A 25,842-nucleotide genomic window follows, 5' to 3' on the forward strand; every position below is an offset into this window, starting at 1 on the left:
GACCGTCCGGGCCACGATCGCCGTTATGCAATCGATGCACGCAAGCTCGAGCGCGAACTCGGCTGGAAGCCGGCCGAAACGTTCGAAACCGGCCTCGCGAAAACGGTGCGCTGGTATCTCGACAATCAGGTGTGGGTCGACGAAGTCGCTTCGGGCGACTACCGAAAGTGGGTCGCAACGAACTACGCGCATCGCGCGTAAGGAGAACGGACATGGCGCGCAAGGGCATCATTCTCGCCGGCGGGTCCGGCACACGGCTCTATCCCATCACGCATGCGGTCTCGAAGCAGCTGCTTCCAGTCTACGACAAGCCGATGATCTACTACCCGCTCTCGACGCTGATGGTCGCGGGCATTCGCGACGTCCTGATCATTTCGACGCCGCAGGACACTCCGCGCTTCGAGTCGATGCTCGGCGACGGCAGCCAGTGGGGGATGAACATCCAGTATGCGGTGCAGCCGTCACCCGACGGTCTTGCGCAGGCGTTCATCATCGGTCGCGAATTCGTCGGCAACGATCCGTCGGCGCTCATCCTCGGCGACAACATCTTCTATGGTCACGATCTGGCGAAACAGCTCGCGCACGCGGATGCGCAAGACGCCGGCGCGACGGTGTTCGCCTATCACGTGCACGATCCGGAACGCTATGGCGTCGTCGAGTTCGATCAGGACTTCCGTGCCGTATCGATCGAAGAGAAGCCGGCCAAGCCGCGGTCGAACTATGCCGTGACCGGTCTCTACTTCTACGACAACCGCGTGTGCGACATCGCGGCCGACATCAAGCCGTCGCCGCGCGGCGAGCTTGAAATCACCGACGTCAATTCCCGCTATCTCGAGGACGGTGCGTTGAACGTCGAGATCATGGGCCGCGGTTATGCATGGCTCGATACGGGTACGCACGATTCGCTGATCGAGGCCGCGAGCTTCATCGCGACGCTGCAGAAGCGGCAAGGGCTGGTCGTCGCTTGTCCCGAGGAAATCGCGTACCGCCGGCACTGGATCGATGCCGAACAGGTGCAGGAACTCGCGCAGCCGCTGTCGAAAAACGGCTACGGCAAATATTTGCTGAACATTCTCACGGATCAGGTTGCATGGCCATCACGGTAACTGCTACGGCGCTCCCCGAAGTCAAGATCGTCGAGCCGAAGGTATTCGGCGACGCGCGCGGCTACTTCTACGAAAGCTTCAACGGGCGCGAATTCGCGGCGCTCGTCGATGCCGACGTCGAGTTCGTCCAGGATAACCACTCGCGCTCCGCGAAGGGCGTGCTGCGCGGGCTCCACTATCAGATCGAGCACGCGCAGGGCAAGCTCGTGCGCGTGGTCGAAGGCGAGGTGTTCGACGTGGCGGTCGACATTCGGCGGAGCTCGCCGAATTTCGGCAAATGGGCCGGCGTGACGCTGTCGGCCGACAACCATCGCCAGCTCTGGGTGCCGCCCGGCTTCGCGCATGGCTTCGTGGTGCTGTCTGAGTCGGCGCAGTTTCTCTACAAGACCACCGACTACTGGTTTCCGGAGCACGAGCGCAGCTTGCTGTGGAACGATCCCGAGATCGGCATCGAGTGGCCGCTCGACGGCGAGCCCGTGCTCGCGGCCAAGGATGCAGCCGGCAAGCGGCTCGCCGAAGCCGAGTGCTACAAGTGAGCGGAATCGTGCAACAGAAAACATCGCCCTGCCAACGGACCATTCTGCTCACCGGCATCAATGGACAGGTGGGATTCGAGCTGGCGCGCACTCTGCAGGGTCTCGGCAACGTCGTCGCGCTCGATCGCGGTGCGCTCGACTTGTCGCGCCTCGATCAGGTTCGCGAGGTCGTGCGCGTCGTCAAGCCACACCTCATCGTCAACCCGGCCGCCTATACGGCCGTGGATCACGCGCAGAACGACGTCGCGATGGCCACGCGTCTGAATGCGGAAGCACCGGCCGTGCTCGCCGAAGAAGCGAAGCGCATCGGCGCGGCGCTGATCCACTACTCGACGGACTACGTATTTGCCGGAACGAAGAACGGCGCGTATCTCGAGGACGATCCGGTCGATCCGCAAAACGTGTACGGCGCGACCAAACTCGCGGGCGAGCAGGCGATCGCGGCATCGGGATGCGCGCATCTGATTTTCCGCACGAGTTGGGTGTATGGCACGCGCGGCAAGAACTTTCTGTTGACCATGCTGCGCCTCGGCGCGGAACGCGACGAACTGAAGATCGTCGCGGACCAGATCGGTGCACCGACGTGGTCGAAGACGATCGCTGCGCTGAGCGCGAACGTCGCCGCGCAGGCCATCGGCGCCTCCACGAACGAAAAGGACGGCCAGCACGAATGGTGGAACACGCATTCGGGTGTCTATCACCTGTGCGCGGCCGGTTCGACCTCATGGCACGGATTCGCCGAAGCGATCTTCCGTCTTTCGAATCTGTCGAAAAAGCCGTCGTTGTCGCCCATTCCCGCCAGCGCTTATCCGACGCCCGCGTCGCGCCCGGCCAATTCCCGCATGTCGAATGCAAAACTGGCGGAGCACTTCGGCTTGTGCGCGCCGCATTGGGAAGCCGCGCTCGAATTGTGCATGAAGGAAATTTGATGCACGCCGTCAGGCGCGACGCGTGAGCCGCATCCGTACCGAATCAAGCTCGGCAGGCAGTTGCCGCGAGCGTTTACGCGACCGCGGCAGCGCGGTAAAGCCGAGCCGCTCGTACAGTGCGCGAGCGCGCTCGTTGCGGGTCAGCACGTCGAGCACGATGTCGCGGCTGTCGTCGTCAGGCAACGCCCCCGTCCCGAGCGCGTCGCGCAGCAGTGCGGTGAAGATGCCGGTACCGCGCCGCCGCTCGTCGGTCGCGCAATGCGCAATGAGGATCTGCGCCCGCTTGGGCGCCGGAATCTCGGTTTCGAGCACCAGCCCCCGCAGCAACTGGCCGATCGTGCGGCGCACGCCGAAAAAGCGCGCGAGAGCCCACACGATGTGAACGTCGTCGAACATCGTGCGGCGCCCGTCATGGATGGCCATCACGGCATGCACGGTGCCGTCGGCGCCGACCGCGACCCGATGCCTGCGCCAAGAGAACCGGCCGTGACGCGACCGGAACGCGTGTTGCAGGAACGCGATGCACTGCGCGTCGCTTTCACCGAGAAAGAAGCCGAATTCGCCGACACCGGATGCGAACACAAGCGGCGCGCACGCTGCCGCATCGTCCGCGCATGCGGCGCGAAACGGCGTCGACGCACCGGCATGCGGCACGTCGAAGGATGGCGCGAGCGCGACGGCCGGCATCATGCTGCGCTCGCCAGCCGTGCCAGCACGCCAACCGTCCGGCTGATCTGCTCCGGCTCGTGCGTCGAGCAGATGAAGAACCGCAGGCGCGCGGCCTTCTCCTCGACGGCCGGATAAAAGATCGGCTGCACGTTGATTCCTTCGTCGAACATCGCGTTGGCCCACTGCGCGGCTTTCAGCGAACTTCCGGTGATCACCGGCACGACCGCATACCCGGCGCTCGTGCCGGTGTTGAGCCCCGCCGCGCGTGCCTCGGTCAGGAACTGCCGCCCGCGCGCCTGCAGTTGCGCAACGCGCGCCGGTTCGGCCTGCAGGCGTTCGAGCGCGGCCAGCGACGCCTCGGCGAGCGTCGGCGCGAGTCCGACGCTATAGAGAAAGCCCGGCGCCAGATGGCGCAGCATGTCCACGAGCGGCTGACAGCCGGCGATGAAACCGCCGCAGCCGGCCAGCGTCTTGCTCATCGTGCCCATCCATATGTCGACCTGGTCGGGCGCGACCGCGCAATGTTCGCGAATGCCCTTGCCCGTCTCGCCGAGCACGCCGAGCGAATGTGCTTCGTCGACCAGCAGGAACGCGCCGTGACGCGCCTTCACGTCGACGAAACGCTGAAGGTCCGGGAGGTCGCCGTCCATGCTGTACAGCCCCTCGATCGCGATCAGCACGTGCCGGTATTCGCGACGCACGCGCGACAGCAGTTCGTCGAGCGCCTGCCAGTCGTTGTGCGCGAAGCTCAGCCGTTTCGCGCCGCTCAGCTGCGCGCCCTGCACGATGCTGTTGTGCGCGAGCGCGTCGTGGACGATCAGGTCGCCGGGGCCGAACAGCGCGCCGATCACCGTCACGTTGGTCGCATGGCCGCTCACGAACGCGACGCAATCGTCGGTCTCGTAGAACGCGGCCAGCGCCCGCTCGAGAGCGCGCTGCACCGGACGCTCGCCCGCGACCATCCGGCTCGCGGACGCCGACGTGCCGTAGCGGTCGATCGCGGCCTTCGCGCGTTCGGACACGGTCGCGTCGCCGGCGAGGCCGAGGTAGTTGTAGTTCGCGAAGTTCACGTATTCGCGGCCGCCGATCCGGGTGGTCGCGCCGGCAACGCCATCGTGTACGCGGAAGAACGGTGAATCGACGCGCAGCTTCTCGCCCATCTCGCGCATGATCCTGACCTGCTGATACTGCGGCATCGACTCGAAACGGCTGCGCGCCGACACGGCGTGTGCCGCCGGTGCAGCGGGCACGCCGGGGGCCGCGGCGGCTTCCGTCGCGCGCTCGAGTTGCCGTTTGAGGGCTTTCGCCGCCAGTTGCTGGCGAAGGTGTTCTCCGAGTGCCATGTCCTTGATTCCGGGCAGTCCGTCCGTTGTGTCCGCGTTACGCGGATACGTCGACCCATTCGTACGCGTCGGGTGTACCGAGCAACGCGCTGAGGAGCCTGTAGTTCATTTCGTGGGTGGGGCGATGGGCAATGACGCGCCCGAGCAGCGGCGAGCCTGCAAGCGCCAGGTCGCCGACGAGATCGAGCACGCGGTGTCTTACGAATTCGTCGGGCGCGCGCAGTCCGCCGATCACGTGGTTGCCGATGATCGACGCCGTGCAGGACGGCCTCGCGCCGCGCAGGATCGGCGTGCCCGTCAGGTAGCCGGCCGCGATCGCCGGCACGGCCCATTTGATTCGCCCGTACGAACGCGACGAAGAAATCTCGCTGGCGAACGTCTCCGGCGTGAGCTCGCCGTCCCACTGCATGTCGCCGAAGCCCTTGAGATCGTCGCGCACGCTGAATTCGTATCGCTCGGCGGGCTCGACGCGCAATTCGCGTCGTGACGCACCCTCCCCGTCGGCCACACCCACCGGCTTGAGAACCCGCAAAAAGCGCTTCGAGCGCTGCAATTCGGCACGGCCGCCGGCCGTGATCGCGTCGATCCACGGCCGCGCGCTTCCGTCGAGAATCGGCACCTCCTCCGCATCGAGTTCGACGATCGCGTGATCGATCTCGCAAGTCAGCAGCGACGCAAGCAGGTGCTCGACCGTACGCACACTCATGCCGTCGTCGGCACGCAGCATCGTGCAAAGCGGCTGTGCGCGACGCACCGCCGGCCCGGCGGCGAGCATTCCCAGCTCACGGTCGCCGCGCATGCGGCGAAACACGATTCCGTGCCGTTTGTCCGACGGCGTCGCGGGCACGATCCGCACCTGAACCCGGCGCCCTGTGTGCAGACCGTGTCCGGTCATCGTCACTGGCCGCGCGACCGTCCCTTCGCTGGCCTGCCATCCCTGCGGTGCTTTCACCCGGCATGCACCGGCGTCGACTTGCATGTTTCTGCCCCCTGATTCCGTTCGTGATCCTGATGACATGCGAGCGTCGCTCGTGCCTCGTCGCCCAATGCATGCCGCGCGACCAGCGCTTCCGCCAGCTCGTCCGATGTCGCGGCCTTTGCATCGCCGTTGCCCGCGTCGAACAATTCGACGATGCGCTCGGCCAGCGTGTGCACCGTCGCACCTTCCGCGATCGCCATGATCGACAGCTTCACACCGAAGGTCTCCTCGACGGCCATGCCGAGCTCCATGCCCATCAGCGAGTCCATTCCGAGATCGAGAACCGACCGGCCGGCATCGACACGCTCCGGCGACATGTGCAGAATCCGCGCGATCTGGCCGCGCAGCACCGTCTCGACGAGCGCGACCGCCTCGGCTGGCGGCAACGTACGCAATTGCTCGAGCAACACGCGGTCCTCGCTCGACGTTTCGGCCGCCCCACCCGTCTGCAATGCCGCGTATCGCCGAGCGTGCGCGGCCGGCATGCCGCGCGCGACGGCGCCCCAGTCGAGGCGCACGACGGCTTCGCCCGCGGTCCCTTCGGCCAGCGCGCGTTCAAGCGCGGCCATCGCTTCGTCCGACGTGATCGACGCACCGCCGATGCGCGACTGCAGCGCCTCGCGCGTGCCGGCGTTGCGCGCCAGGAAGCCGACATCCTCGATCGGCCCCCACGCCATGAACAGAGCCGGTTGCCCGGCCGTGCGGCGATGCGCGACCAGTGCCTCGAGGAAACCGTTGGCGGCCACATACGCGCCCTGTCCGGGGTTGCCGAGATAGGTGGTAGCCGACGAATACACGACGAAGAAATCGAGCGCGCAACGCTGGGTCGCGCGATGCAGGTTCCATGCGCCCGCGACCTTCGGCTCGAGCACCGCCGCGAAACGCGCATCGTCGACGTTGCGCAGGAGCCCGTCATCGATCTGCATCGCCGAGTGCAGCACGCCTTTGAGCGGCGTTCCGCGACACTCGATTTCGTCGACGAGGGCGTTGAGCGCCGCGCCGTCGGTCACGTCGCATCGAGCAACCGAAACATCGACGCCAAGCTTGTCTCGCCAGCGATCGGCTTCGGCCTGCATTGCCGCACCCAGTACGCCGCTGCGGCTCGCGAGCGTGAGGTGCCGTGCGCCGCGCTCGATCATCCAGCGCGCGGTCGCGAAGCCGAGCCCGCCGGTGCCGCCGACGATCAGATACGCCGCCTGCGGGTCGAGCCGCAGCGTCGGCACCGCGACGCCGCGCGTGGGCACCGGCGTGCCTGACGGATAGGTCACGAGCACCTTGCCGATCTGACGCGCCTGCTGCATGTAGCGGAACGCTTCCTCCGCACGTGCCGCCGGGAACGCGCGGTATGGCAACGGATGCAGCACACCTGCGGAGAACAGGCTCATCACTTCCTCGAACAGTCGCGTCGTGAGCGACGGCAGCACGCCCATCAGCTGATCGGCGTCGATGCCGAAATAGCTGATGTTGTTGCGGAACGGTCGCAGGCCGATCTGGCTGTTCTCGTAGAAGTCGCGCTTGCCGAGTTCGAGGAAGCGGCCGAACGGGCGCAGCGTGTCGATGCTGCGCACCATCGCTTCGCCGGCGAGCGAATTGAGCACGATGTCGACGCCTTCGCCGTGCGTGCGCGCACGGATCTCGTCGGCGAACGCGAGGCTGCGCGAATCGAACACGTGATCGACGCCGAGCAGGCGGATGAACTCGCGCTTCTCGTCGCTGCCGGCAGTGGCGAAGACTTCCGCGCCGAGATGTCGCGCGATCTGGATCGCGGCGATGCCGACCCCGCCCGCGCCGCCGTGCACGAGCACGCGTTCGCCGCGTCGCAGTCGCGCGAGTTCGCACAACGCGTAATACGCGGTGAAGAACGTCGTCGGAATCGTGGCGGCCTCCTCGAACGACATCGCGTCTGGCTTGCGCGCGATCGCGGTAGCGCGCGTGATCACGCGCGTCGCGAACGATGCCGGTGCGAAACCCAGCACCGCGTCGCCCGGCGCAAAGCCTTCGACGTCCGCGCCGACCCGCGCGACGCGTCCCGCCATTTCCATGCCGATCGTCGCGCCCGCGAAGCCCGATTCGACGGCTTCGTCGGACAGCAGCCCCATCGCATACATCACGTCGCGGAAATTGAGCCCGGTCGCCATCGGCTCGATCTCGACCTCGCCCGCGGCGAGATCGCGTTCCGGTATCGCGAACCATTCGAGGTTGCGCAACGAACCCGGCATGTCGAATGCGAGCCGGGCACGCGGCCGAGCCGATGCGCTCGACGGCGCGTCGTCACGCTCGGCCGCCCGCGCAGCGGGCAGCATGCGCGGCACGTAGCGGCCCTGCGGCACAAGCAGCACTTCTTCCTCGCCATCGTCGCCAAGCAGCGTCATCGCAAGCTGCGAGGCCGGCTGCTCGACGGCACGATCGACGTCGATCAACCTGAGCGGCAGCGTCGGATACTCGTTCGCAATCACGCGGCCCAGCCCCCACAACGTTCCATGCTCGGGGTGTGACGACGTGCCCGCGGCAAACGGCGCGCCACCGCGCGTCACGACACACAGTCGCCCGCGCTCCGTCGCGCCGGCTGCATCGAGATCGCGCACGAGCGATGCGAGCGCGAGCGCGCCGCCCTGCTGCGCGCGCATCATGGCCGCACCGTCGGCGGTGTCGAGCGATGCAACGGGCGCCACGAACACGACATGCGCCAGATGCCCGGCCGGCTGACGCGCCGACCATGCCGCGGCGTCGCGAACCGCTGCCGACTCGACGCGGCAACCCAGCCGCTCGAGCGCGTCCGCCAGCGCGATGCCGAACGCGTCGTCGTCGTCCTGCGCGATCAGCCAGTGCGCGCCGTCACTCTGCGCCGGGCAATGCGCCCGCCCCTCGTCCCGCGACGCGCCGGCAGGCGGCTTGCGCGCGACGAAGAAGGTCGGCATGCCCTCGAGATCGAGGCCTTGTTCGGTATCGCGCACCACGTCCACCAGTCCGGCGCGTTCGCACATCGACTCGATCGCGGCGGGCGTCAGTGCGCCGTACGCACCGGCCATGCCGCCACCACCGGCCGTGCCGAACACGATGTCGGAGAACCGGCTGCGTCGCGCATCGGCAATGACGACGAGCCCGCCCGGCGCGAGCCGCTCAGCGATCGCCGTCAGCGCGGCGAGCGGATCCGGATGCTCGCCCAGCATCCGGTTGACGATCACGATGTCGAACGGCGTCACGTCGCTGCATTGCGAGAACAGCGGTGCGTCGGTCGCGAACGCCAGCGTCCGCACGTGCGCGTGCGCGTCGGCATCGAACCCCGCGAGTTGCTGCGGCGTACCCGCCAGCAGGTGTTCGCAGCGCCCCGCCGGCAGCTCCATGTCAAGCGGCTGCAGTACGTCGCCATTTGGCGCACCGAATTCCAGTACACGCAAGCGGCGTGTATCCGGCCACGCCGCGACGGCCTGCGTCACGCAGGCGGCGAGCAGCGCGCGCGCATGCGCCCACGTCGGCGATGCATCGAAAAGCTGTTCGACCAGACTGCGCCCGGCCGACGACAGCAGCGCACCCTCGGACGACGGGTCGCGCAACACGCGCGGCAGCGCCGCGCCGACGTGCGCCAGCAGCGTCAGCTCGGCAACGTGGGCAGGCGATGCCGCCAGCACGTCGCGCCACAGCGCGTCGCGCGCGGGCATCGCCGCGCAGGCTTCGTCATCGCGAACCAGACGATCGCCTTCGAAGCGGGCCAGTCCGTCCTCGACGACGATTTCCGCCAGTCGCGCGACCTGTTGCGGGTGCGTGTCCGTCGGCAGCGTCGGCTGGGAGAACGCGCCGAGCGCATCCAGCGCATCGAGCGCATGCAGACCGGCGAGCACATCGAGCAGCGGCAGCATTTCGGTCAGATGCTGCGTGCGGCGCGCAAGATCCTCACGCGCTGCGACATGCGCGTTCGCACGCTCGACGAGCACGCCCGGCGGCGGCAGCGCGTCGGCCGTGTGACCGGCCGGCAGCGGCCGCGCTTCGAGCACGTAAGCGAAGCGCGCCGGCGCGCCGTGACGGCGCCCGGCGAGATCGACGCGACGGAAGCGGCACGCTGAAAGGCGCGCGACGATCTTTCCGTTTGCATCGATGAATTCGAACGACGCGACGATCGAATGCGGGCTGCGGCGATGAATACGCGCCAGCACACGACGAATCGCTTCGCCGTTCAGGAAGTCGACACGGCTGATCTGCACGGGAACGAACGCCGAATGCGCATCGTTCGGCGCGGCGCCGGCCTGCGCCAGCACCGCGAACAGCGGATGGAAGCCGCTGTCCATCAACGCGGGATGCAGCAGATAGTCCGAGCGCGCACGCGCATCGGCAAGAACCGACGGCACATCGAGCTCGGCAAGCGCGTCGTCGCCCGACACGCGCAGCGACCGCACCCACCGGAACGCCGGCCCGTAGCTCAGGCCGATTGCCGTCGTGCCCGCATACAGTGCGTCGCCGGAAAGCGCCGGACGCGACTGCAGATGGGCGACGACGGACGCGTCCGGCGTGCTGTCCGCATCGAGCGTATTGCCGCTTTCGAGCAGCCGCCCCGTCACGTTCAGGTTCCATGGAGCGTCCGACATCCGGTCGCGCGTCTCGATCGTGAACGACGCGGTGCGCACGTCGATCGAGAACCGGAACAGCTTCGCGTGCTGCGGCTGGAACACGACCGGCATGCGGATCTCGACGTTCTCGACAGCCACATCCGGTGTGCCGAAGAACGTGCGCGCCGCCGCGAGTGCCATTTCGACATAACCGGCGCCCGGGAACGCGACACCGCCGTCCACCACGTGATCGGCGAGCATCGGCACGCGCTGCGGATCGAGCTGGTTCTCCCAGGCAAACGCGTGCTCGTGCAGGCGGTAGCCGAGCAGCGGATGATCGACGCGGCGGTTCACGAGCCCGTAGCCCTCGACGCTCGGCACGAGCCAGTAACGCTCGCGCTGCCACGGATAAGTCGGCAGCGCGGCGTGCGGCACATCGGGGACGAGGCGGTCGAGATCGACACGCGCACCGTGCGCGAGCGCCGACAGGATCGCATGAGCAAGCATCTCCGCACTGTCGTGCTGGCGCTTGAGCGTGGGCACGACGACGCCCGGCGCGACACGCGCGGCAAGCGTCTGCTTCACGTAGGTACGCAGGATCGAATGCGGCGCGATCTCGATGAATACGCGCACGCGATCGTCGGCCAGGTGGGCGATTGCATCGCCGAAACGAACGGGCTCGCGAATGTTGCGCCACCAGTAACCCGCATCGAGCGCGGTACCCGGCAACGTGTCGCCAGTCACCGTCGACACGAATCGCGTATGCGTATCGCGCGGCGCAAGATCGGCCAATCCTTCGCGCACGACCGGCTCGATCGCATCCATGCGACTGCTGTGGAACGCGTAATCGAGGCCGAGCATCTGGTAGAAATGGCCGGCGTCCACGAGTGCCGCGCCGATCGCTTCGAGCGCGGCTTGCGAACCTGCGAGCGTCACCGAGTCTGGGCTGTTGGTGCCCGCGATTTCGATGGCCGCGGCCAGATCGAGACGCGCGATCCAGTCGCGCGCCGCGGCTTCGCCGATGCCGGCCGCCGCCATCCTGCCCGCGCCGCGCGTCAGGCCCTGGGCACCGCTGCGAATCCGGATCACGCGCACCGCTTCGGCGAGCGTGAGCGCGCCCGACACCCAGGCCGCGGCGATCTCGCCGACACTGTGGCCGACTGCCGCGTCGAAGCGGATGCCGCGTGCGGTCAGCACACGCGTGATGCCGACCTGCATCGCGAACAGCAGCGGCTGCGCGTTCTCGGTTGCAGCGAGCCATTCGGCGTCGACACCTTCGCACATGACTTCGACGAGCGACGCGTTGCCGTCTGCACGCCACAGCGCATCGACTTCGTCGAGCGCGTCGCGAAACACCGCATCCTCCGCATAGAGCCGCTTGCCCATGCCGGCCCATTGACAGCCGTTGCCCGCGTAGACGAACGCGACTGGCGCGTCGCCTTCGATGGCCTGCGCCTGCACGGCGCAGGCCGGCAGCCCGCGCTCCGACGGCTGCGCGAGTGCAGCAAGCGCCGCCAGGCCTTCAGCCCGATCCGCAGGCGCGACGACCGCGCGATGCTCGAGCCACTGACGACGCCGCGCGGCGGCCGCCGCCAGCGCGGCCCAGTCGGCGCCCGACTGCAGGCGCGCGAGATGACGTGCGGCAACGGCTGCCAGCGCGGCCGGCGACCGGGCGGTAAGGACCAGCGGCGGCAACGGAGCATCGATCCTTGCCGCCGGCTGTGCGACTGGCGTCGGCGCCGCGGCTTCGGTGACGACGACGTGCGCATTCGTGCCACCGAAGCCGAACGAATTGATGCCGATGGTCAGCGGTGCATCGCCGCGCGCAAGCGGCGTGAACCGATCGACCACGCGCAGGCGGCCGCCCTCGAAATCGATGCCGGGATTCGGCGTGTCGAAATGCAGCGAACGCGGCACCGCGCGGTGCTTCAGGCACAACACGGCCTTCAGCAGTCCGGCCATGCCCGACGCCGTTTCGAGGTGTCCGATATTGGTCTTGACCGAACCGATCAGCAGCGGATCGGACTTTGGCCGACCGCCCGACACCGCGTCGATCAACGCGCGCGCCTCGATCGGATCGCCGACCGCGGTGCCCGTGCCATGCGCCTCGAGATACGCGAGCGTGCGCGGATCGATGCCCGCGCGCCGATACACGGCGCGCAGCAGGTCCGCCTGCGTCGCGGCGGCCGGCACGTTGATGCCGCCGTGCGAATGACCATCCGAATTCACACCCGATCCGGCGATGACCGCGTGGATCGTATCGCCGTCGGCCAACGCCTGGTCGAGCGGCTTGAGCAGCACGAATGCACCGCCTTCGGCTCGCACGTAGCCGTCGCCGGTCGCATCGAACGCGCGGCAGCGGCCGCGCGGCGACAGCATCGACGCCTTCGAGAAGCTGACGAATCCAAACGGATGCAGCAGCAGGTTGACGCCGCCGGCAAGCGCCATCGCCGTTTCGCCCGACTGCAACGCACGGACCGCCTGATGAAGCGCGACGAGGGAGGACGAGCATGCGGTGTCGACCGACATGCTCGGGCCGCGCAGGTCGAACAGGTAGGACACGCGGTTCGATGCGATGCTGAGCGTGTTGCCGGTGGCCGAATACGGATCGATCGTATTCATGTCGTCCATATTGCGGTTGCCGTAATCCATGCCCGCCACGCCGACGAACACGCCGCAATCGCGTCCGCGCATCGAGGCCGGACGAACCCCCGCGTCCTCGAACGCCTCCCACGCGAGTTCGAGCAACAGCCGCTGCTGCGGATCCATTTGCGCCGCCTCGCGCGGCGAGATGCCGAAGAAATCGGCGTCGAAGCCCGCGACGTCGTCGACGACTCCCGCGGCGAACGTGTAGCTCTTTCCCGGCTCCCGTTTCGACGGGTGCTGGTAGAACGATGTGCCGAATCGATCCGGCGGAATGGCGGTCACGGCATCGCGTTCATCGCACAGCAGTTGCCAGAAGTCGTCGGGTCCCTCAACCCCACCGGGAAAGCGGCACGCCATCCCAATAATCGCAATTTTCTTTTCCATCATCACGCTGGCGTCTGCAGCATCCCGGTCGGCGACGCAGCGCGGGTGCAATCGACATGCACCATCGCGCGCTGTATCGCGGCACCGAGACGCTCGACGCGAACGTCTCGGCGCTCGCCGAGATCGTTCGCGAAGTTGCGCCAAATAAAGTAGTCGCTATTGGTCGGTTCGGTTTCGAGCGCGTCGAACACCGAGGTCAGCGCGGGAACGTGGTCACCGTAAAAGCACAGCACGGTCGGCCGCTCCCGCTTGCGGAGATAATCGGTCAGTTTGCCGATCATGCCGTCGGCATTCTCGACGTGTCGAAGATAGGCGGTCAGGTCGCGCCAGCGTGCGTCGTCGCCGAGCGTGTGCCGCGATTCGGATTCACCCGGCCCGACCGATTCCAGATGCAGCGGGCCGTGGTTTTCCATCGTGATCGCAAACGCGAACAGCGGCCCGTCGCCGTGCTCCTGGACGGCCGCGATGATCGCATCGGCCACCGGGCCATCCCCGATATACGGCCCGATCCGGGCCGCATCGCCGAAATCGCGAATATCCAGAAAGCGGTCGAAATGCATGAGCCGGAATGCCCGGCTGCGCCCGAAGAAATCGGCGTGATACGGATGAATCGCGAGCGTGCGATATCCGCCCCGCTTGAACCAGCCCGCCAGCGACGCACATGCGCGGCGCACATACATGTACGGGTAAAAACGCGAGTAGCCGAGCGCGGACGACGGCAACCCCGTCAGCATCGCGAATTCGCTGCGCATCGTATTGGCGCCCCAGGCGGGAACGTTCAGGCTGCCGTGCATGAATGCCTCGCGGCGTGCGCGATCGAAATTCGCATACGGCGCCGACGACACGCACGCGCCGAGCCGGCGCGCGTCGAAATAGGATTCGCTCTGGATGACGATTACGTCCGGCGTGCTGTCCGGACGGCCATCGGAAAACGGCCCGGCGTCGACCGCCCGAAAGAACGCGTTGCGCTCCGCACGCCGCAGCCCGTTTACGAGGTAAGCGACGAATGCCGCGAAGAAACCCGTCCGACGCTGATCCGCCATTGGGTCGAGCGTCAGCGGCATGCGGCACGACAGCGCGACACAGGCCGGCACGCAAGCGATGGCGATCAGTGCGGCGGCGCCACGCGCCAGCAAGCCGGCCGGTTGTTCGAGCAGAAACCCGATCGTCGCGACCGCCACGGCGACAACGATGCCGAGCACCTTGCCCGCACTCAGAAACGGCAGATAAAGACGCGGATGGGCGAAAACCTGGCTGAACAGGCTCAGGTCGGTGAAGACGAAGGGCTCACGGAGGGATTCGTATTTCGCGTTGCTGATGACGGCCAGCAACGCGATCAGCACGAGGGCAACGGATGCCGAGAAAAGTGGCCGTGCCGTCACCGCGAAAGTCGCGCCCGCCACGATCGCGAACGCGCAGACATGCAATGCGATCGCCCCCGGCGAACGAGGGAGCGACGCGCGCGGATACGCGATGGCCTCTACGAGAAACGAGAGTGCGGCTGCGGCAGCCGCGAACGCGAATCCGGGCTGCACGTCACGCCTTCCCGCGCGGGAGATAGGACAGACGGCCGAGAATGGCATCTGCCAGCGTGGCGGGCAGCAGACGCAGCAACTTGATGCCGAAGGCAAGACTGAACGGAAAGGCAATTTCCACGCGGCGTCGCGCGAGGCGCTTCTTGATGTATCCGGCAGCCTTCTCCGCACTCCACATGAACGGTTTGCTGCCGGGGAAGACGTCACTCATCGCCGTGCGGACGAAGCCGGGCATCACGACTGACAGACCGATACCCTCGCGGGCGAGGATCGGGCGCACGGAATCGCAGTAAGCGACCAGTGCGGCCTTGCTCGCACAGTACGCGGGCGAGATGGCCATACCCCGCAATGCGGCCAGCGAACTGACTACCGCGATCTGCCCGCGCCGACGCATGCGCATCCGGTCGATGACCGGCAGCACCGCATGCAACGCGCCGTACAGGTTGGTATCGACGACGTCGGCGGTGCGCGCGATGTGCTCCCAGTCGTCCGCGGAACGCAGCGTGCTGGCCACGCCCGCATTCGCGATCATCAATTCGATTGGATGCCGCGTATCGAAATCGATCATCCAGTCCTGGACGGCGGTCGAGTCGCGCACATCCATGCAGCCGATCACGACGCGGGCGCCGCGCGCACGACACTCCGCGGCGACTGATTCCAGCCGCGCCGCATTTCTGCCGATCAACCCCAGCGTGGTATCGGGCGCGGCATAACTCAATGCCAGCGCGCGTCCAAGCCCGGCACTGCTGCCGGTTATCACGATTGCTCGCGGCCTGCTTGCGCTCACCTGCCCTCCCCGGTTGCGAATATTGCTGTTTTCCATCGTTTTAAACAGACTTTGTTTTTCAGCGATGTGTGGTTATCGATCTTCAAGCGCCGAGCGCTGCCTGATATTTCGATCAAGCAGCGGACAACATCGTCGATTTATTGCGTTTGATTATTTCGTATGATTTAACGGCGACCGCAACATGCGACGCACTGGTATCGCACATCGGCGTAACGACGTGCGACCGCCCAATCAGGGTTGCGAAAAAATGTGCGGACCATGCAGCGAAACGTCGCCGCATGGAAATTTGCGCGGCGCGAAAGGTTGTTGGCCACAAGCTTACAACGCGCCGACGCGATCATACATCAATATTAATATTCGAGTAATCCCTTACATGTTACATCCGCTTACATCAGACGCACCCTCAGCGGTTCCACGCCATGCAAAGGACAAAACTCGCGTTGTTTGCAATCCTCCGGCATCGGCAGCACACCGATTCGTGAGGTACGAATTTCGGCAAAAAATGCCGAATTATTCGTTTTACCCTCTGGCATCCACCGCGTCGCGAGTTACGTCCGACGCGCGGATACACGATGCCTGCGTCCGCCGTGCGACGAGGCGCACACGGCAATCCTGCAAGCCGTTTTAAAGTTTTCCCGGCTCCTTGTCAGACATGAATCTTCCGACTTGACGATCCGGCACGAGCACGTGTGATGGCATTCTGCTCCGTCCAATTGGGACGTACAGAATTCCTCGAATGTTCTTTGCAAATCTTGATGATCCTTCGACTCGCTTGATCCGCCGTGCGATGTATGGAAATCGTCAGGCGCTGCGCTCGGAACGCCGCCGGACCGGCGACACCGGCGAAGCCAGGTGACCGTGCCATCGGTAAAAGTGAAATGCGCGGCCCCGCTCCCGTCGCGCGGGACCAGCCGGCGAACATGGTGCGGCGCGCGGCATTCGTCGGACAACATCGTTTGTCGTCGTGCGCTGCCTCGCCGTGCAAGCCTCGACGTTTCGCTCTGTTTTGACAATTTCCTTACGCAAACTCATTACGAGAAAGGAAGTCACCCTAACCAAATCGATCATTCTTGCCCGTCACTCGAGTTTCACTGGACTGCGCTTACGCTGAAATCACGATTCCACCCGGGCACGATGCTCTTGCCACGACCAATAGAGGACCATGCCGAAGCCGGCACAAACCGTTACGTTGAGCGGAATCAGTACATAGTTCTTTTTCTGAATCGCAAGAAAAACCGTCACGAGCGAATAAGCAAACGTGGCGATTTCGCCCGCGAGCAGAACGGCATTGATGCGCGGCATCGCTGAACGATAGGCCTCCTTGCCTTTTGGCGTACGATGAAAACCGCTATATACGCCGAAAACCGCGCGCACACCCCCGGCGAAGTAATACCAGGCCATCGGTAAAAACATCGCGATATAAAGGTAGGTATCCCATACCGCTTTCAGAACGCTCGACTTGTCATCGAATCTCGCACCCTTGCGGGAGCCGAACGCATTCGCAAGCGCCCAGATTGCAACCAGAACGAAAAAAACGAATGCGCCGAGGTGGATGCCCACGCCGTCAAAATGCACGAGGCAGGTCAACGGCATGCTGAGCAGGATCAGCACGTAGATCGAAGCCAGCAGCACCGACGAGAACATCACCGAGATCGCGTGCATCCGCTTCATCAGCGGCATGCTTTGCGACAACATCTGTCCGACATGCTTGAACCCGCTGTGGATAAGACCGCGCCCCCACCGTTCCCGTTGTATCCGAAACGCACTGATGGTCTCCGGCAGCACCGACATGGAAACGACTTCTCGCATATACGCGTATTTCCATTCGCCGAACTGCGCGCGATAGCCCAGATCCACGTCCTCGGTGACCGTCGACGCATTCCAGCCGCCCAACGCATCGACGCACTCCTTGCGCCACACACACGAACTGCCGCTCAGCGACGCCATGTCGCCGTCCTCGCTCAATCCCACCGTCACGTATTGCTGGTGGCCCATTTCCATGGCCTGGAACCGTGTCAGGAACGACACGTCACGATTCTCGTAACCGATGCCGGTCTGCAGAAAACCGAGCTTCGGATCAGTGAAGCACGGGATCGTCTTCAGCAGGAAGTCCGGCGGCGGTACGAAATCCGCATCGAAGATCGCAAAGAATTCGCCTGATGACTGCTGGATGCCGTTGACCAGGTTGCCGGCCTTGTAGCCGGTTCGAGACTGACGCTTGATGAGCCGAATGTTGATCCCGTCGGCGGCGTAGCGCTCGACTTTCGCACGCGCGAGCTTCGTCGTCGCATCAGACGAGTCGTCGAGCACCAGGATCTCGATCTCGTTGGCCGGATAGGTCAGCCGGCACGCCGCATCGATCAGCCGCTCGACCACCTCGGACTCGTTGCAGATCGGAAGCAGCACACTGACCCGGGGATGAAACCCGTCTTCGGAGATTCGGACAGGCTGCGCCAGTTCGGTCAGCTTGCGCCGTTCGACCTTGCGGGAAATCCGCAGCACGCGCAATTCGAGCAGCACGTACAGCGCAAAATAGAGCACCACCAGCAGGAAGATCAACTGGGCAGCATAGGAAAGCAGCGCGAGCATCGTGACCGCTTCTCCTCAGATCTTCACGACGGCGCAGATCTCTTCCAGCCGATGCGCCCACGTATGGTTCTGTCTCACGTAGCGCGCGCCTGCCTCTGCTCGTTCGAGATCATCCTGTGACGGGCCATGCCGCAGCCGCGAAAACAGCTCGCGCGCGTCGTCATGCGTATCGATCACGTGGCAGAACTCGCGGAAATACCGGTCGACCGCGCGGCTTGCATTCGTCACCGCGATACCGCCGCACGCGAGAATCTCCAGCAGGCGCCGCGAGAACATCGTCTCGGAGCCCGTCACGGAATTCACGTTGATCGAGATCGCATGAGACTTGTACACGTGCGCGGTCTCCCGATGCGGCACCTTGCCGTGCACGCGCAGCCCGTTCCTCTTCGGATAGCGGAACTCGAAGAAGCGTGACAGGCGATCGTGGTTCCGGTCGAATACGTTGAGTTGCAGATTGCTCTGCTCGCAGGTGTCGAACACCATGTCGAGAAAGCGGCGGCGTTCGTTCAGGATGCGCCGATAGTAGCTGCCCGTAAAGCATGCCTCGTTGCGAACGAAATTGAAGCCCGAGAAATTGTGCGATGCCGGTTGATACGGCATCACCAGCGTGTTCACCGGCACGTGCGCGGGCACGTGCTGTCGATATCGGTCGAGACACTCCACGTCGGTCGTGAACACGTAGTCAAATACCTTCGCCACGTCGATGAACGTGTCGAAGAACGCGCCGTCGTCCTTGTTCCAGAATACGGTCGGAACGCCTGCGCGCTTCGCGAACTCGACCAGCCGAAAGATCGCTGTCGGCTTGCTCAGCCGCATCAGCGGCGTCTGTCGCGCCAGCTCGTAGCGCCAGCTCCCGTCCACGCCGTGAAACGCCGACTCCACGAGCACGAGATCGGGTTTCCAGTTGCCGATCACGTCCGCGTAGTTGGCCGGCGTCATGGTCCGCACGCGACATTCCGCCGACAGGCAATCCGCGGTGAAGTAATCGGTGACGAGCGCAATCTTCAGGCGCCCAAAGCGTCCGGCCTGCTCCACATCCTCCGCAACCGCCGGATAGTCGTAGACCAACGAACCCAGTTTTCTAATGACCCTGCCGACCATTTAACCCCTCACCCTGCGACATTGGCAGCGCGTTCATGACAAATTCGCGCCAGCGGCGCTGCGTGGTCGCGTATTCTCTCGACCGCCCCCGGTACGCCGCGAGCGTACTGCGATCGGACAGCGCCACATCGATTACCCGCGCCAGGTCGACCGCATCGCCGGCCTTGAAAAACCAGCCGGCCGGATTCGAACCCATTTCGTCGCGAAACACCGGCAGGTCCGGCACGATCACCGGCTTGCCCATCGCGAGCGCTTCCACGAGCTTGATTGGCGGCACGATCTCGCAGACCTTGAATGGCTTGCGCGGAATGCACACCAACGCGCAACGACCGAGCGTCCGACGCGCCTGCTCGGGCGAGGTCCGGCCCAGAAAGCGAATCCGCTCCGACAATCCGAGGCGCTGCACCTGCGCCTCCAGCGCCGGCCGCGCCTCCCCTTCTCCGACGATCTCGACCCGCACCGCGCGCCCTTGCCCGCTCAACCGGGCGACCGCATCGATCAATGTATCGAGCCCTTCATAGCCGATCAGCGAGCCCGCGTATCCGATCGTGTCGGCGTCGATCTCCTCCGGTGGCGACGGCGTAAACCGCTCGGGGTCCACGCAATTCGGCAGCAGATGCATGCGCTCGCCGGCGATGCCCCAGCGGTCGCGCGCGAACCGCCCCAGTTGCTCGGAGATCACGAACAACTTGTCCGCGTGCCGGGCCACCAGCCCCTCCAGCTGGAGCCCTTGCGCGAACCCTTGTCGTCCCTCGTATTCCGGCATGCGCGAGATGCGCGTCAACTCCCACAACCCGCGCATCTCGTACTGGAACGGAATGCCCAGTTGCCGTGCCGCCAGCAGCGCCGGCAACGCATTCACGTGATTCGACGCCGCATGGATCACCGACGCGCGACACTGCAAGGCCACACGCGCGATGACGGGCGCTGCCTGCAACGCATACATCAGCACCGGCCGGTTGTTGAACGGCGCGCTCGCATGCAGATACCGGACCTCGCTCACCTGCGTCTCGCTTCCGGCGACGTCGGCCAGACGATCCGCACGATCGCCGGGATAACCGGGCCGCGTCAGCGCATGCACGCGACCGCCCGCCGCTGCCAATGCGCGCACGACTTCATGCGTGCGTGTCGTATAGCCACTCGTGTGATACGGCAATGCGCTCGCCGCCACATACAGCATGCTGTTCGGATCGCCGATGAACGGCACGCCGCGCGAGCGCTGCTTCACCTTGCGCTCGAGCAGATGCGCCGTCAGTCGACGACTCATCGCGAGCAGCGGCTCGGTCAACGCCGTCTGCAACGAATCGAGCATCGTGCTCATGCTTTCACCGCCCCGGCCGCCTTCAGTTCGGCACGGTCGAGATCGGTCGTATGCGTGGGTCGAATCTTGCCGCGAGCCTGCAGGTCCAGGAATTCCGATGTCGTGATCACGTCGTAGTCTTTCGTCAGACGCGACAGGAGTTTCCGGTAGCCTTCGACCCGCTGGTCGTCCCGATAGGTCGCGTGCCCGTTCTCATCCCAATACAGCAGCGACCACGAATGGAGCAGGAAAATCGAGAACGTCGGACTGCCGCTGAACGCGTCGAGCAGCAGTTTTCCCCACCACGGACGAAACCGGAAATACGGCGATTCGGGGTAAGTCAGACGTGCCCACCATTCTTCCTTGCCGACCTTCGGCAGAATCTTCTTCTCCGTCATCGGCACCTCGATCACGCCGTTCGACCACTGGAACGGCAGATTCGTGGGCTCGCTGTAGTTGCACTGCCCGGCATGGACCGCACACAGGGAATTGTTGAACGACAGTGGTACGCCGGTGGACTTCAGCGCGCGAATCGTCGACGCGTTCCAGCGAAACGAGCCGGCGCGGTGCGCCAGCACCGGCTTGCCCGTTTCCGCAGAAATCAGTTGCCCGAAGTGGCGAATCACGAACTCCGCACGCGCATCGTCGGTGTACTGATTCATGTATTGCGGGCGCCGCGCAAGGCCGTGCTCCGCCCAGAACGTGTCCGGCAGGTATTCCGGGTGCGTATGCAGTTGAACGTCCTGCCCCGCGGCATCGAGCCGGCGGACGACCTCTTTCGTCTCGTCGAGGTACGCATACGCGCCGCACTGGTCCACGAAGAACACGTGCTTGACGCCGAACTCATCCCCGATGGAAGCCATTTCGGCGATTCCCGCCCGCCCCTTCTCGTGCACTCCCCACATCAGCCGCTTGACGTGATCCTCCGTGGCGCGCTTGGGCAACGCCTCGGTATCCACCGTCAACATGGCATAGCGATTTCTATCCATCATGTTCAGTTCACTTTCACCAATGCGTTCCAGTCGGCGTCACTGGCGCGCGCCGCGGCCGGCGGCACGATCCGCGCATCGCGATAGCGCCACGCCAGATACGCGCGCTTTCTTTCGCGATACGAACGATCCTCGCCGCTCAATTCCGGCAGGTATTCCACCAGCCAACCCAGCCTTGAATAGAACGCGAAATCGGCCACGTCGGTCACCAGTACCGGCGCCAGCGCTTCGTTGCCTTTCAGCCGCGCGGAAAAACCTTCGCACGCACGACGCAGTGCATCGCGCTCCGTACCCGGCGCCCAGATCAGCAGCGTGTTCGCTTCTACCGAAACCGGCGCGTGTTTCAGCGTCGGCAGCCACGGATAATTCGTCACGTGCGGCGCGATCACGCCCAACGTGGACAACGCGCGCTTGACACCACGCCATGCGCGCTCCTTCAGTGTGGCCGGCGGTTTCCCGGCGAGCAAATCATGGCGCGTCAGCAACGTCCAGTCGGGCTTTGCCGCCAGCGCGCGCAATTCGCGCCGCAACGTCCGGGTTTCGTCGATGATGCTCAATGCGTTCGCCTCTTGTCAGCAATTTTGGCGAGGATCTCGTCCGCCGCGAGCGACGCGCCGTTCATCGGCACCGCACGTCGCGCCGGTGCCGCCTCGCGCAACATGTCCAGCAACGCGTCGACGGCGGCCTTGCGTTCCTGTTCGGTCTCGCAAGCCGAGACGACGGCAGGCATCACGTCGGCGACCATCCGCGCGCGGCGATCCTGATCGTCCACCAGTTGCGCGTTGGGCACCAGCAGCGCGGGAACGCCCGACTGCACCAGCTCACAGCAGGTGTTGTAGCCCGCGGCGCCGACAAATGCATCGAACGCGCGCAGATAGCGCGCCAACGGATAGACCGAGATCGGCAGCACGCCGGCCGGCAATTCGACGTCGCGCACCGAGATGGGCGCCCTTGCCCAGACCACCTGGAAACCGGCCGCCTCGAACGCGCCAATCAATCCGTGCCCGATGCCGGCGACATCCTTCAGATTGCCCGGACCGAGCGAAAAGAGAACGAAGCGGCCGGCCTGCGGCAGGCCGAGCGCCGTTCTCGCCGCCGCGCGGTCGAGCAATTCGTCATCCTCCAGCAGGCAGACCGGTGGCACCGTCAGCCGCGTGCCGCCATTCGTCAGGGACGCGCGTGCTTCGGTCGTGCCCAGTTCACCCGGCTGGATCACAAGGTCGAACAATGCTTCATCCACCGGCACCGTCTTGGTATCGGCCTTGAGCAGCCCGCGATTGGACCAGACGAGAATGGGCGCGCCATACACTTCGCATGCCGTCAGCAGCCCCTTGAACGGCCACGTTCCGTCGAATACGACCGCATCCGGGCGAACTCGCTCCAGCATCATGCCCAGCCGCACGGCCAGTTCGCTGTTCCAGCCGAACGTCGAACTCGACGACCAGTAATGCGAAACGAAATAGTCCGCTTCGAATCCCATCTCCTCGATGATCTCGATCGCCGATGCCAGCGAGAAAAAGAACGGGCGCGCGCGGCCCCGCAGGCGACGCGCGTATGCGAGGCACCGGTTCAGATGGCCCATGCCCGAGCCGTTCACGTTGAAGAACAGGATGCGCGGCAACACGCTCGCCGCGTGCAGTGGGTGACCGGACTTCTGGTCGCTCATGCGTCCCCGCCGAACAGGTCGCGCGTGTACACCTTGCCTGCGACATCCGACAGATCACCGGTCAGGCGATTTGCAACGATCACGTCGGCGGTGCGCTTGAATTCTGCGAGGTCGTGGACGACCGACGAGTTGAAGAACGTCGGTTCGTGCAAAGCCGGTTCGTAGACGATGACCTCGACGCCTTTTGCCTTGATGCGTTTCATGACGCCCTGGATGCTGGATGCGCGGAAATTGTCGGACCCGGCCTTCATGACGAGGCGGTAAATGCCGACAATCTTCGGTTTGCGCTTGAGAATGCTCTCGGCGATGAAGTCCTTGCGCGTGCTGTTCGACTCGACGATCGCACGAATCAGGTTCTGCGGTACGTCGCGATAGTTGGCCAGCAACTGCTTCGTGTCCTTGGGCAGACAGTAGCCGCCGTAGCCGAAGCTCGGGTTGTTGTAGTGCGCGCCGATGCGTGGATCGAGACACACGCCATCGACGATCTGGTGCGTATCGAGACCGTGCTGCGCGGCGTAAGTGTCCAGTTCGTTGAAATAGGCCACGCGCATCGCCAGGTACGTATTCGCGAAGAGCTTGATCGCCTCCGCTTCCGTGCTGCCCGTGAACAGCGTGGGAATGTCCTGCTTGATCGCGCCTTGCTTCAGCAGACCGGCAAACGCTTCGGCTCGCTCGGAACGTTCGCCGATCACGATCCGCGAAGGGTGCAGGTTGTCGTACAGCGCGCGGCCTTCGCGGAGGAATTCGGGAGAAAAGATCAGGTTGTCGGTGCCGAGCGCCGCGCGCGTACGTTCGGTGTAGCCGACCGGAATCGTCGACTTGATCACCATCACCGCACGCGGGTTGATCGCCATCACGTCGCGAATGACGATCTCGATCGAGCGCGTATTGAAGTAGTTCGTGTCCGGATCGTAGTCGGTCGGCGTGGCGATCACCACGTAGTCGGCGCCGGCGTATGCGTCCTCCTTGTCCAGCGTCGCGCGGAAGTTCAGGCTCTTGTGACGCAGGTAGTCCTCGATCTCGGCATCCTCGATCGGCGACTCCTTGCGGTTGAGCATCGCCACTTTCTCGGGGACGATGTCGAGCGCCACGACTTCATTGTGCTGCGACAGCAGGACGGCGTTGGACAGGCCGACGTAGCCTGTGCCGGCGATGGCGATTTTCATGCGTATTTCTCACAGGCAAACACTGGAATCTTCATCTCTTATATCTACCTTCAAATTCATCGGCTGCTTGATACGAGCAGTTGAAAATAACGAATCCCGAGCCCCTGATAGTGCGAGCATCCTGGCGATGCGACACGCACGACAGGGCAAGTCTCCATCAAGGCGACTTGCGCTCGGTATGCAGGATCAGATCCGAAGTGAAATCGCATGGGACGGCAGTGTTATCGCAGTTGCGCGGCTTGTCCCGGTTGTCTGCGGGCAAGCTGAACCACGTCACGACATGACTCTCCTTCGATTCATGTGCCGCCATATTCTCGAGTCTCACCACCTGAACGTTAGGCACTGCGCCATTAGGTGCCTGGACCTTCTTGATAGCCGGAGACGGGTTCCACACATTCGGAGAAAGCGCCTCCGCCACCTTCATCGACTTGTCGTCATAAACAAGCGTCTTGGCACCGATTTCCGGCTGGCTCACTTGTTCGATCAGGTGGCCGTCACTCGCCTTGACGCCCGAGAAGTTGATTTCACCCTTGATGGTGCCTCCGCCTCTCGGATCCCACCGGTAGGTCCATTGCGTCGCCGGCGCCGTTTTCCAGATTCCATTTTCAAGGCGAGCATGAAACAGCTGCGTGGCCCCCTTTGAATCGAATTTCAGGTACGAGATGACGGGCCGCCCAGCCCCGTCGAACCCCAACCGGATATTGTTCAACAGACCGCTTTTTTCAGGGATCTCGTCCACGACTTCCGCCGACCTCGGTGTAATCGGCAAAGGAATGATGTCGCCCGCACTGTTTTGCCACGTCTTGAGGTCACGACTTTTCGCGTAGTTCACGTTGAAGTTCGTTTCGACGAAGTAATTTTCTCGCCAAACCCACGCAACATGGAAGAACCCGTCAGGACCGCGAACGTAATTCGTATGGTACGCATTCACGGGCTTTTTTTCTGACGCAGGGGCAAAAATCGGGCGATTCGTCCAACGTACCCAACCAGAGCTATCGAGTCGATTGATAAATTCCTCACCGTCACCGCTGTGACCTGAACGGTACGAAAATCCCAGCGCACCGTCCATGAACCTGAAAAAATAAGGATACGTCGCTTGCGCCTCGTCTGATCCGATCATCGGTCGAACTGCTTCGAGGCCCGCCAACTTGTCCGGAGCGTCCATTCGTGCGTATACAAGCGGAGAGGCGTGCATGTTTCCGGAAACATGAAGACGATTCGACTTGTCGAGCGCTATGACGATCGAGTTGTGGGCATCCCACCCGACAAAGCGCGACGCAACCCTCGTCTTCGCAACTTCCCCGGTGCATTTGTTTATCTGTGCAACCGACAGCCATCGATCCGCGTCGTAGTACGAAACATAAATAAAATTCTTGTCTTCCAGAGCATCGAATTTGACACGCGAAGCGCCCCACACCCGATCGATCTTCAGGTCCGGCGACATATCCGCACACTTCGCATCAGTTGCCTCGGCTGCCCACGATGTCGAAGACGCTACGACACCCAGCAACACCAGCAATCCAACTGCAAACTGCATCGTTTCCAAGGGCACCTCCTCTCCGAATTACCCAAGCCG

The 25,842-nt window shown here is 64.3% G+C and carries 18 protein-coding genes; 4 read left to right on the forward strand and 14 right to left on the reverse strand.

Annotated features, from left to right (window positions below; genetic code table 11):
• The 4 genes from HW466_RS15060 to rfbD all read left to right on the forward strand — a co-directional run.
• A partial coding sequence (locus HW466_RS15060) for a GDP-mannose 4,6-dehydratase (protein WP_176316088.1) occupies positions 1-201 on the forward strand: 201 nt, incomplete at its 5' end.
• Positions 202-212: 11 nt separating this feature from the next.
• Entirely contained in the window at positions 213-1,106 is an 894-nt protein-coding gene (rfbA, locus tag HW466_RS15065) for a glucose-1-phosphate thymidylyltransferase RfbA (RefSeq protein WP_059943849.1), read from the forward strand.
• Entirely contained in the window at positions 1,091-1,642 is a 552-nt protein-coding gene (gene rfbC, locus HW466_RS15070; protein WP_151004882.1) for a dTDP-4-dehydrorhamnose 3,5-epimerase, read from the forward strand. The genes rfbA and rfbC overlap by 16 nt, the downstream gene beginning before the upstream one ends.
• Positions 1,643-1,650: 8 nt before the next feature.
• Positions 1,651-2,571, forward strand: a complete 921-nt coding sequence (rfbD, locus tag HW466_RS15075) for a dTDP-4-dehydrorhamnose reductase (RefSeq protein WP_151004880.1) — start codon at positions 1,651-1,653, stop codon at positions 2,569-2,571.
• Between the two features lie 9 nt (positions 2,572-2,580).
• Here rfbD and HW466_RS15080 read toward each other — a convergent pair whose 3' ends face one another.
• From HW466_RS15080 to HW466_RS15145, 14 genes are all read right to left on the reverse strand, one after another.
• Entirely contained in the window at positions 2,581-3,258 is a 678-nt protein-coding gene (locus tag HW466_RS15080) for a GNAT family N-acetyltransferase (protein WP_239005939.1), read from the reverse strand.
• Complete coding sequence (locus HW466_RS15085) at positions 3,258-4,583, reverse strand: aminotransferase class I/II-fold pyridoxal phosphate-dependent enzyme (RefSeq protein WP_151004876.1); 1,326 nt, start codon at positions 4,581-4,583, stop codon at positions 3,258-3,260. The genes HW466_RS15080 and HW466_RS15085 overlap by 1 nt, the downstream gene beginning before the upstream one ends.
• A 37-nt stretch (positions 4,584-4,620) precedes the next feature.
• Positions 4,621-5,535, reverse strand: a complete 915-nt coding sequence (locus tag HW466_RS15090) for a UDP-3-O-acyl N-acetylglycosamine deacetylase (RefSeq protein WP_151004891.1) — start codon at positions 5,533-5,535, stop codon at positions 4,621-4,623.
• The gene (locus HW466_RS15095) at positions 5,532-13,133 is read right to left on the reverse strand and encodes a type I polyketide synthase (RefSeq protein ID WP_239005927.1); all 7,602 of its coding nucleotides are present in this window, start codon (positions 13,131-13,133) and stop codon (positions 5,532-5,534) included. The genes HW466_RS15090 and HW466_RS15095 overlap by 4 nt, the downstream gene beginning before the upstream one ends.
• A gap of 2 nt (positions 13,134-13,135) precedes the next feature.
• On the reverse strand, positions 13,136-14,668 hold the full coding sequence (locus tag HW466_RS15100) for an LTA synthase family protein (RefSeq protein WP_244138231.1): 1,533 nt from the start codon (positions 14,666-14,668) through the stop codon (positions 13,136-13,138).
• 1 nt (position 14,669) lies between these two features.
• Positions 14,670-15,491: an SDR family NAD(P)-dependent oxidoreductase gene (locus HW466_RS15105; protein WP_239005928.1), complete on the reverse strand. Its 822-nt coding sequence runs from the start codon at positions 15,489-15,491 to the stop codon at positions 14,670-14,672.
• 1,077 nt (positions 15,492-16,568) lie between these two features.
• A complete protein-coding gene (locus HW466_RS15110) occupies positions 16,569-18,044 on the reverse strand; it encodes a glycosyltransferase (RefSeq protein WP_151003306.1) in 1,476 nt (491 codons plus the stop codon).
• Positions 18,045-18,059: 15 nt separating this feature from the next.
• Positions 18,060-19,145: a CgeB family protein gene (locus tag HW466_RS15115; RefSeq protein WP_059451355.1), complete on the reverse strand. Its 1,086-nt coding sequence runs from the start codon at positions 19,143-19,145 to the stop codon at positions 18,060-18,062.
• On the reverse strand, positions 19,126-20,466 hold the full coding sequence (locus HW466_RS15120) for a glycosyltransferase family 4 protein (protein ID WP_239005929.1): 1,341 nt from the start codon (positions 20,464-20,466) through the stop codon (positions 19,126-19,128). The genes HW466_RS15115 and HW466_RS15120 overlap by 20 nt, the downstream gene beginning before the upstream one ends.
• On the reverse strand, positions 20,463-21,308 hold the full coding sequence (locus tag HW466_RS15125) for a polysaccharide deacetylase family protein (RefSeq protein ID WP_330989192.1): 846 nt from the start codon (positions 21,306-21,308) through the stop codon (positions 20,463-20,465). Before HW466_RS15125 ends, HW466_RS15120 begins: the two co-directional genes overlap by 4 nt.
• A 131-nt stretch (positions 21,309-21,439) precedes the next feature.
• The gene (locus tag HW466_RS15130) at positions 21,440-21,991 is read right to left on the reverse strand and encodes a hypothetical protein (protein ID WP_059794142.1); all 552 of its coding nucleotides are present in this window, start codon (positions 21,989-21,991) and stop codon (positions 21,440-21,442) included.
• A complete protein-coding gene (locus HW466_RS15135) occupies positions 21,988-23,100 on the reverse strand; it encodes a glycosyltransferase (RefSeq protein WP_151003308.1) in 1,113 nt (370 codons plus the stop codon). Before HW466_RS15135 ends, HW466_RS15130 begins: the two co-directional genes overlap by 4 nt.
• Positions 23,097-24,266: a nucleotide sugar dehydrogenase gene (locus HW466_RS15140; RefSeq protein ID WP_059451350.1), complete on the reverse strand. Its 1,170-nt coding sequence runs from the start codon at positions 24,264-24,266 to the stop codon at positions 23,097-23,099. Before HW466_RS15140 ends, HW466_RS15135 begins: the two co-directional genes overlap by 4 nt.
• A gap of 157 nt (positions 24,267-24,423) precedes the next feature.
• Positions 24,424-25,803 (reverse strand): BNR repeat-containing protein, encoded by a 1,380-nt coding sequence (locus HW466_RS15145; protein ID WP_239005940.1) that lies wholly within the window; start codon positions 25,801-25,803, stop codon positions 24,424-24,426.
• Positions 25,804-25,842: the final 39 nt, after the last annotated feature.

Origin of the sequence: Burkholderia territorii (assembly GCF_902833055.1) — a bacterium.
Lineage (GTDB): Bacteria > Pseudomonadota > Gammaproteobacteria > Burkholderiales > Burkholderiaceae > Burkholderia > Burkholderia territorii.

Excerpts from the sequence above, each read along its gene's own strand:
- rfbA (WP_059943849.1), top strand. The coding sequence starts at position 213 with ATGGCGCGCAAGGGCATCATTCTCGCCGGCGGGTCCGGCACACGGCTC.
- HW466_RS15120 (WP_239005929.1), bottom strand. The coding sequence starts at position 20,466 with ATGAGCACGATGCTCGATTCGTTGCAGACGGCGTTGACCGAGCCGCTG.
- HW466_RS15140 (WP_059451350.1), bottom strand. The coding sequence starts at position 24,266 with ATGAAAATCGCCATCGCCGGCACAGGCTACGTCGGCCTGTCCAACGCC.
- HW466_RS15095 (WP_239005927.1), bottom strand. The coding sequence starts at position 13,133 with ATGGAAAAGAAAATTGCGATTATTGGGATGGCGTGCCGCTTTCCCGGT.
- HW466_RS15080 (WP_239005939.1), bottom strand. The coding sequence starts at position 3,258 with ATGCCGGCCGTCGCGCTCGCGCCATCCTTCGACGTGCCGCATGCCGGT.
- rfbC (WP_151004882.1), top strand. The coding sequence starts at position 1,091 with ATGGCCATCACGGTAACTGCTACGGCGCTCCCCGAAGTCAAGATCGTC.
- HW466_RS15115 (WP_059451355.1), bottom strand. The coding sequence starts at position 19,145 with ATGGTCGGCAGGGTCATTAGAAAACTGGGTTCGTTGGTCTACGACTAT.
- HW466_RS15135 (WP_151003308.1), bottom strand. The coding sequence starts at position 23,100 with ATGAGCGACCAGAAGTCCGGTCACCCACTGCACGCGGCGAGCGTGTTG.
- HW466_RS15110 (WP_151003306.1), bottom strand. The coding sequence starts at position 18,044 with ATGCTCGCGCTGCTTTCCTATGCTGCCCAGTTGATCTTCCTGCTGGTG.
- HW466_RS15085 (WP_151004876.1), bottom strand. The coding sequence starts at position 4,583 with ATGGCACTCGGAGAACACCTTCGCCAGCAACTGGCGGCGAAAGCCCTC.
- HW466_RS15145 (WP_239005940.1), bottom strand. The coding sequence starts at position 25,803 with ATGCAGTTTGCAGTTGGATTGCTGGTGTTGCTGGGTGTCGTAGCGTCT.
- HW466_RS15125 (WP_330989192.1), bottom strand. The coding sequence starts at position 21,308 with ATGGCTTCCATCGGGGATGAGTTCGGCGTCAAGCACGTGTTCTTCGTG.
- HW466_RS15105 (WP_239005928.1), bottom strand. The coding sequence starts at position 15,491 with ATGGAAAACAGCAATATTCGCAACCGGGGAGGGCAGGTGAGCGCAAGC.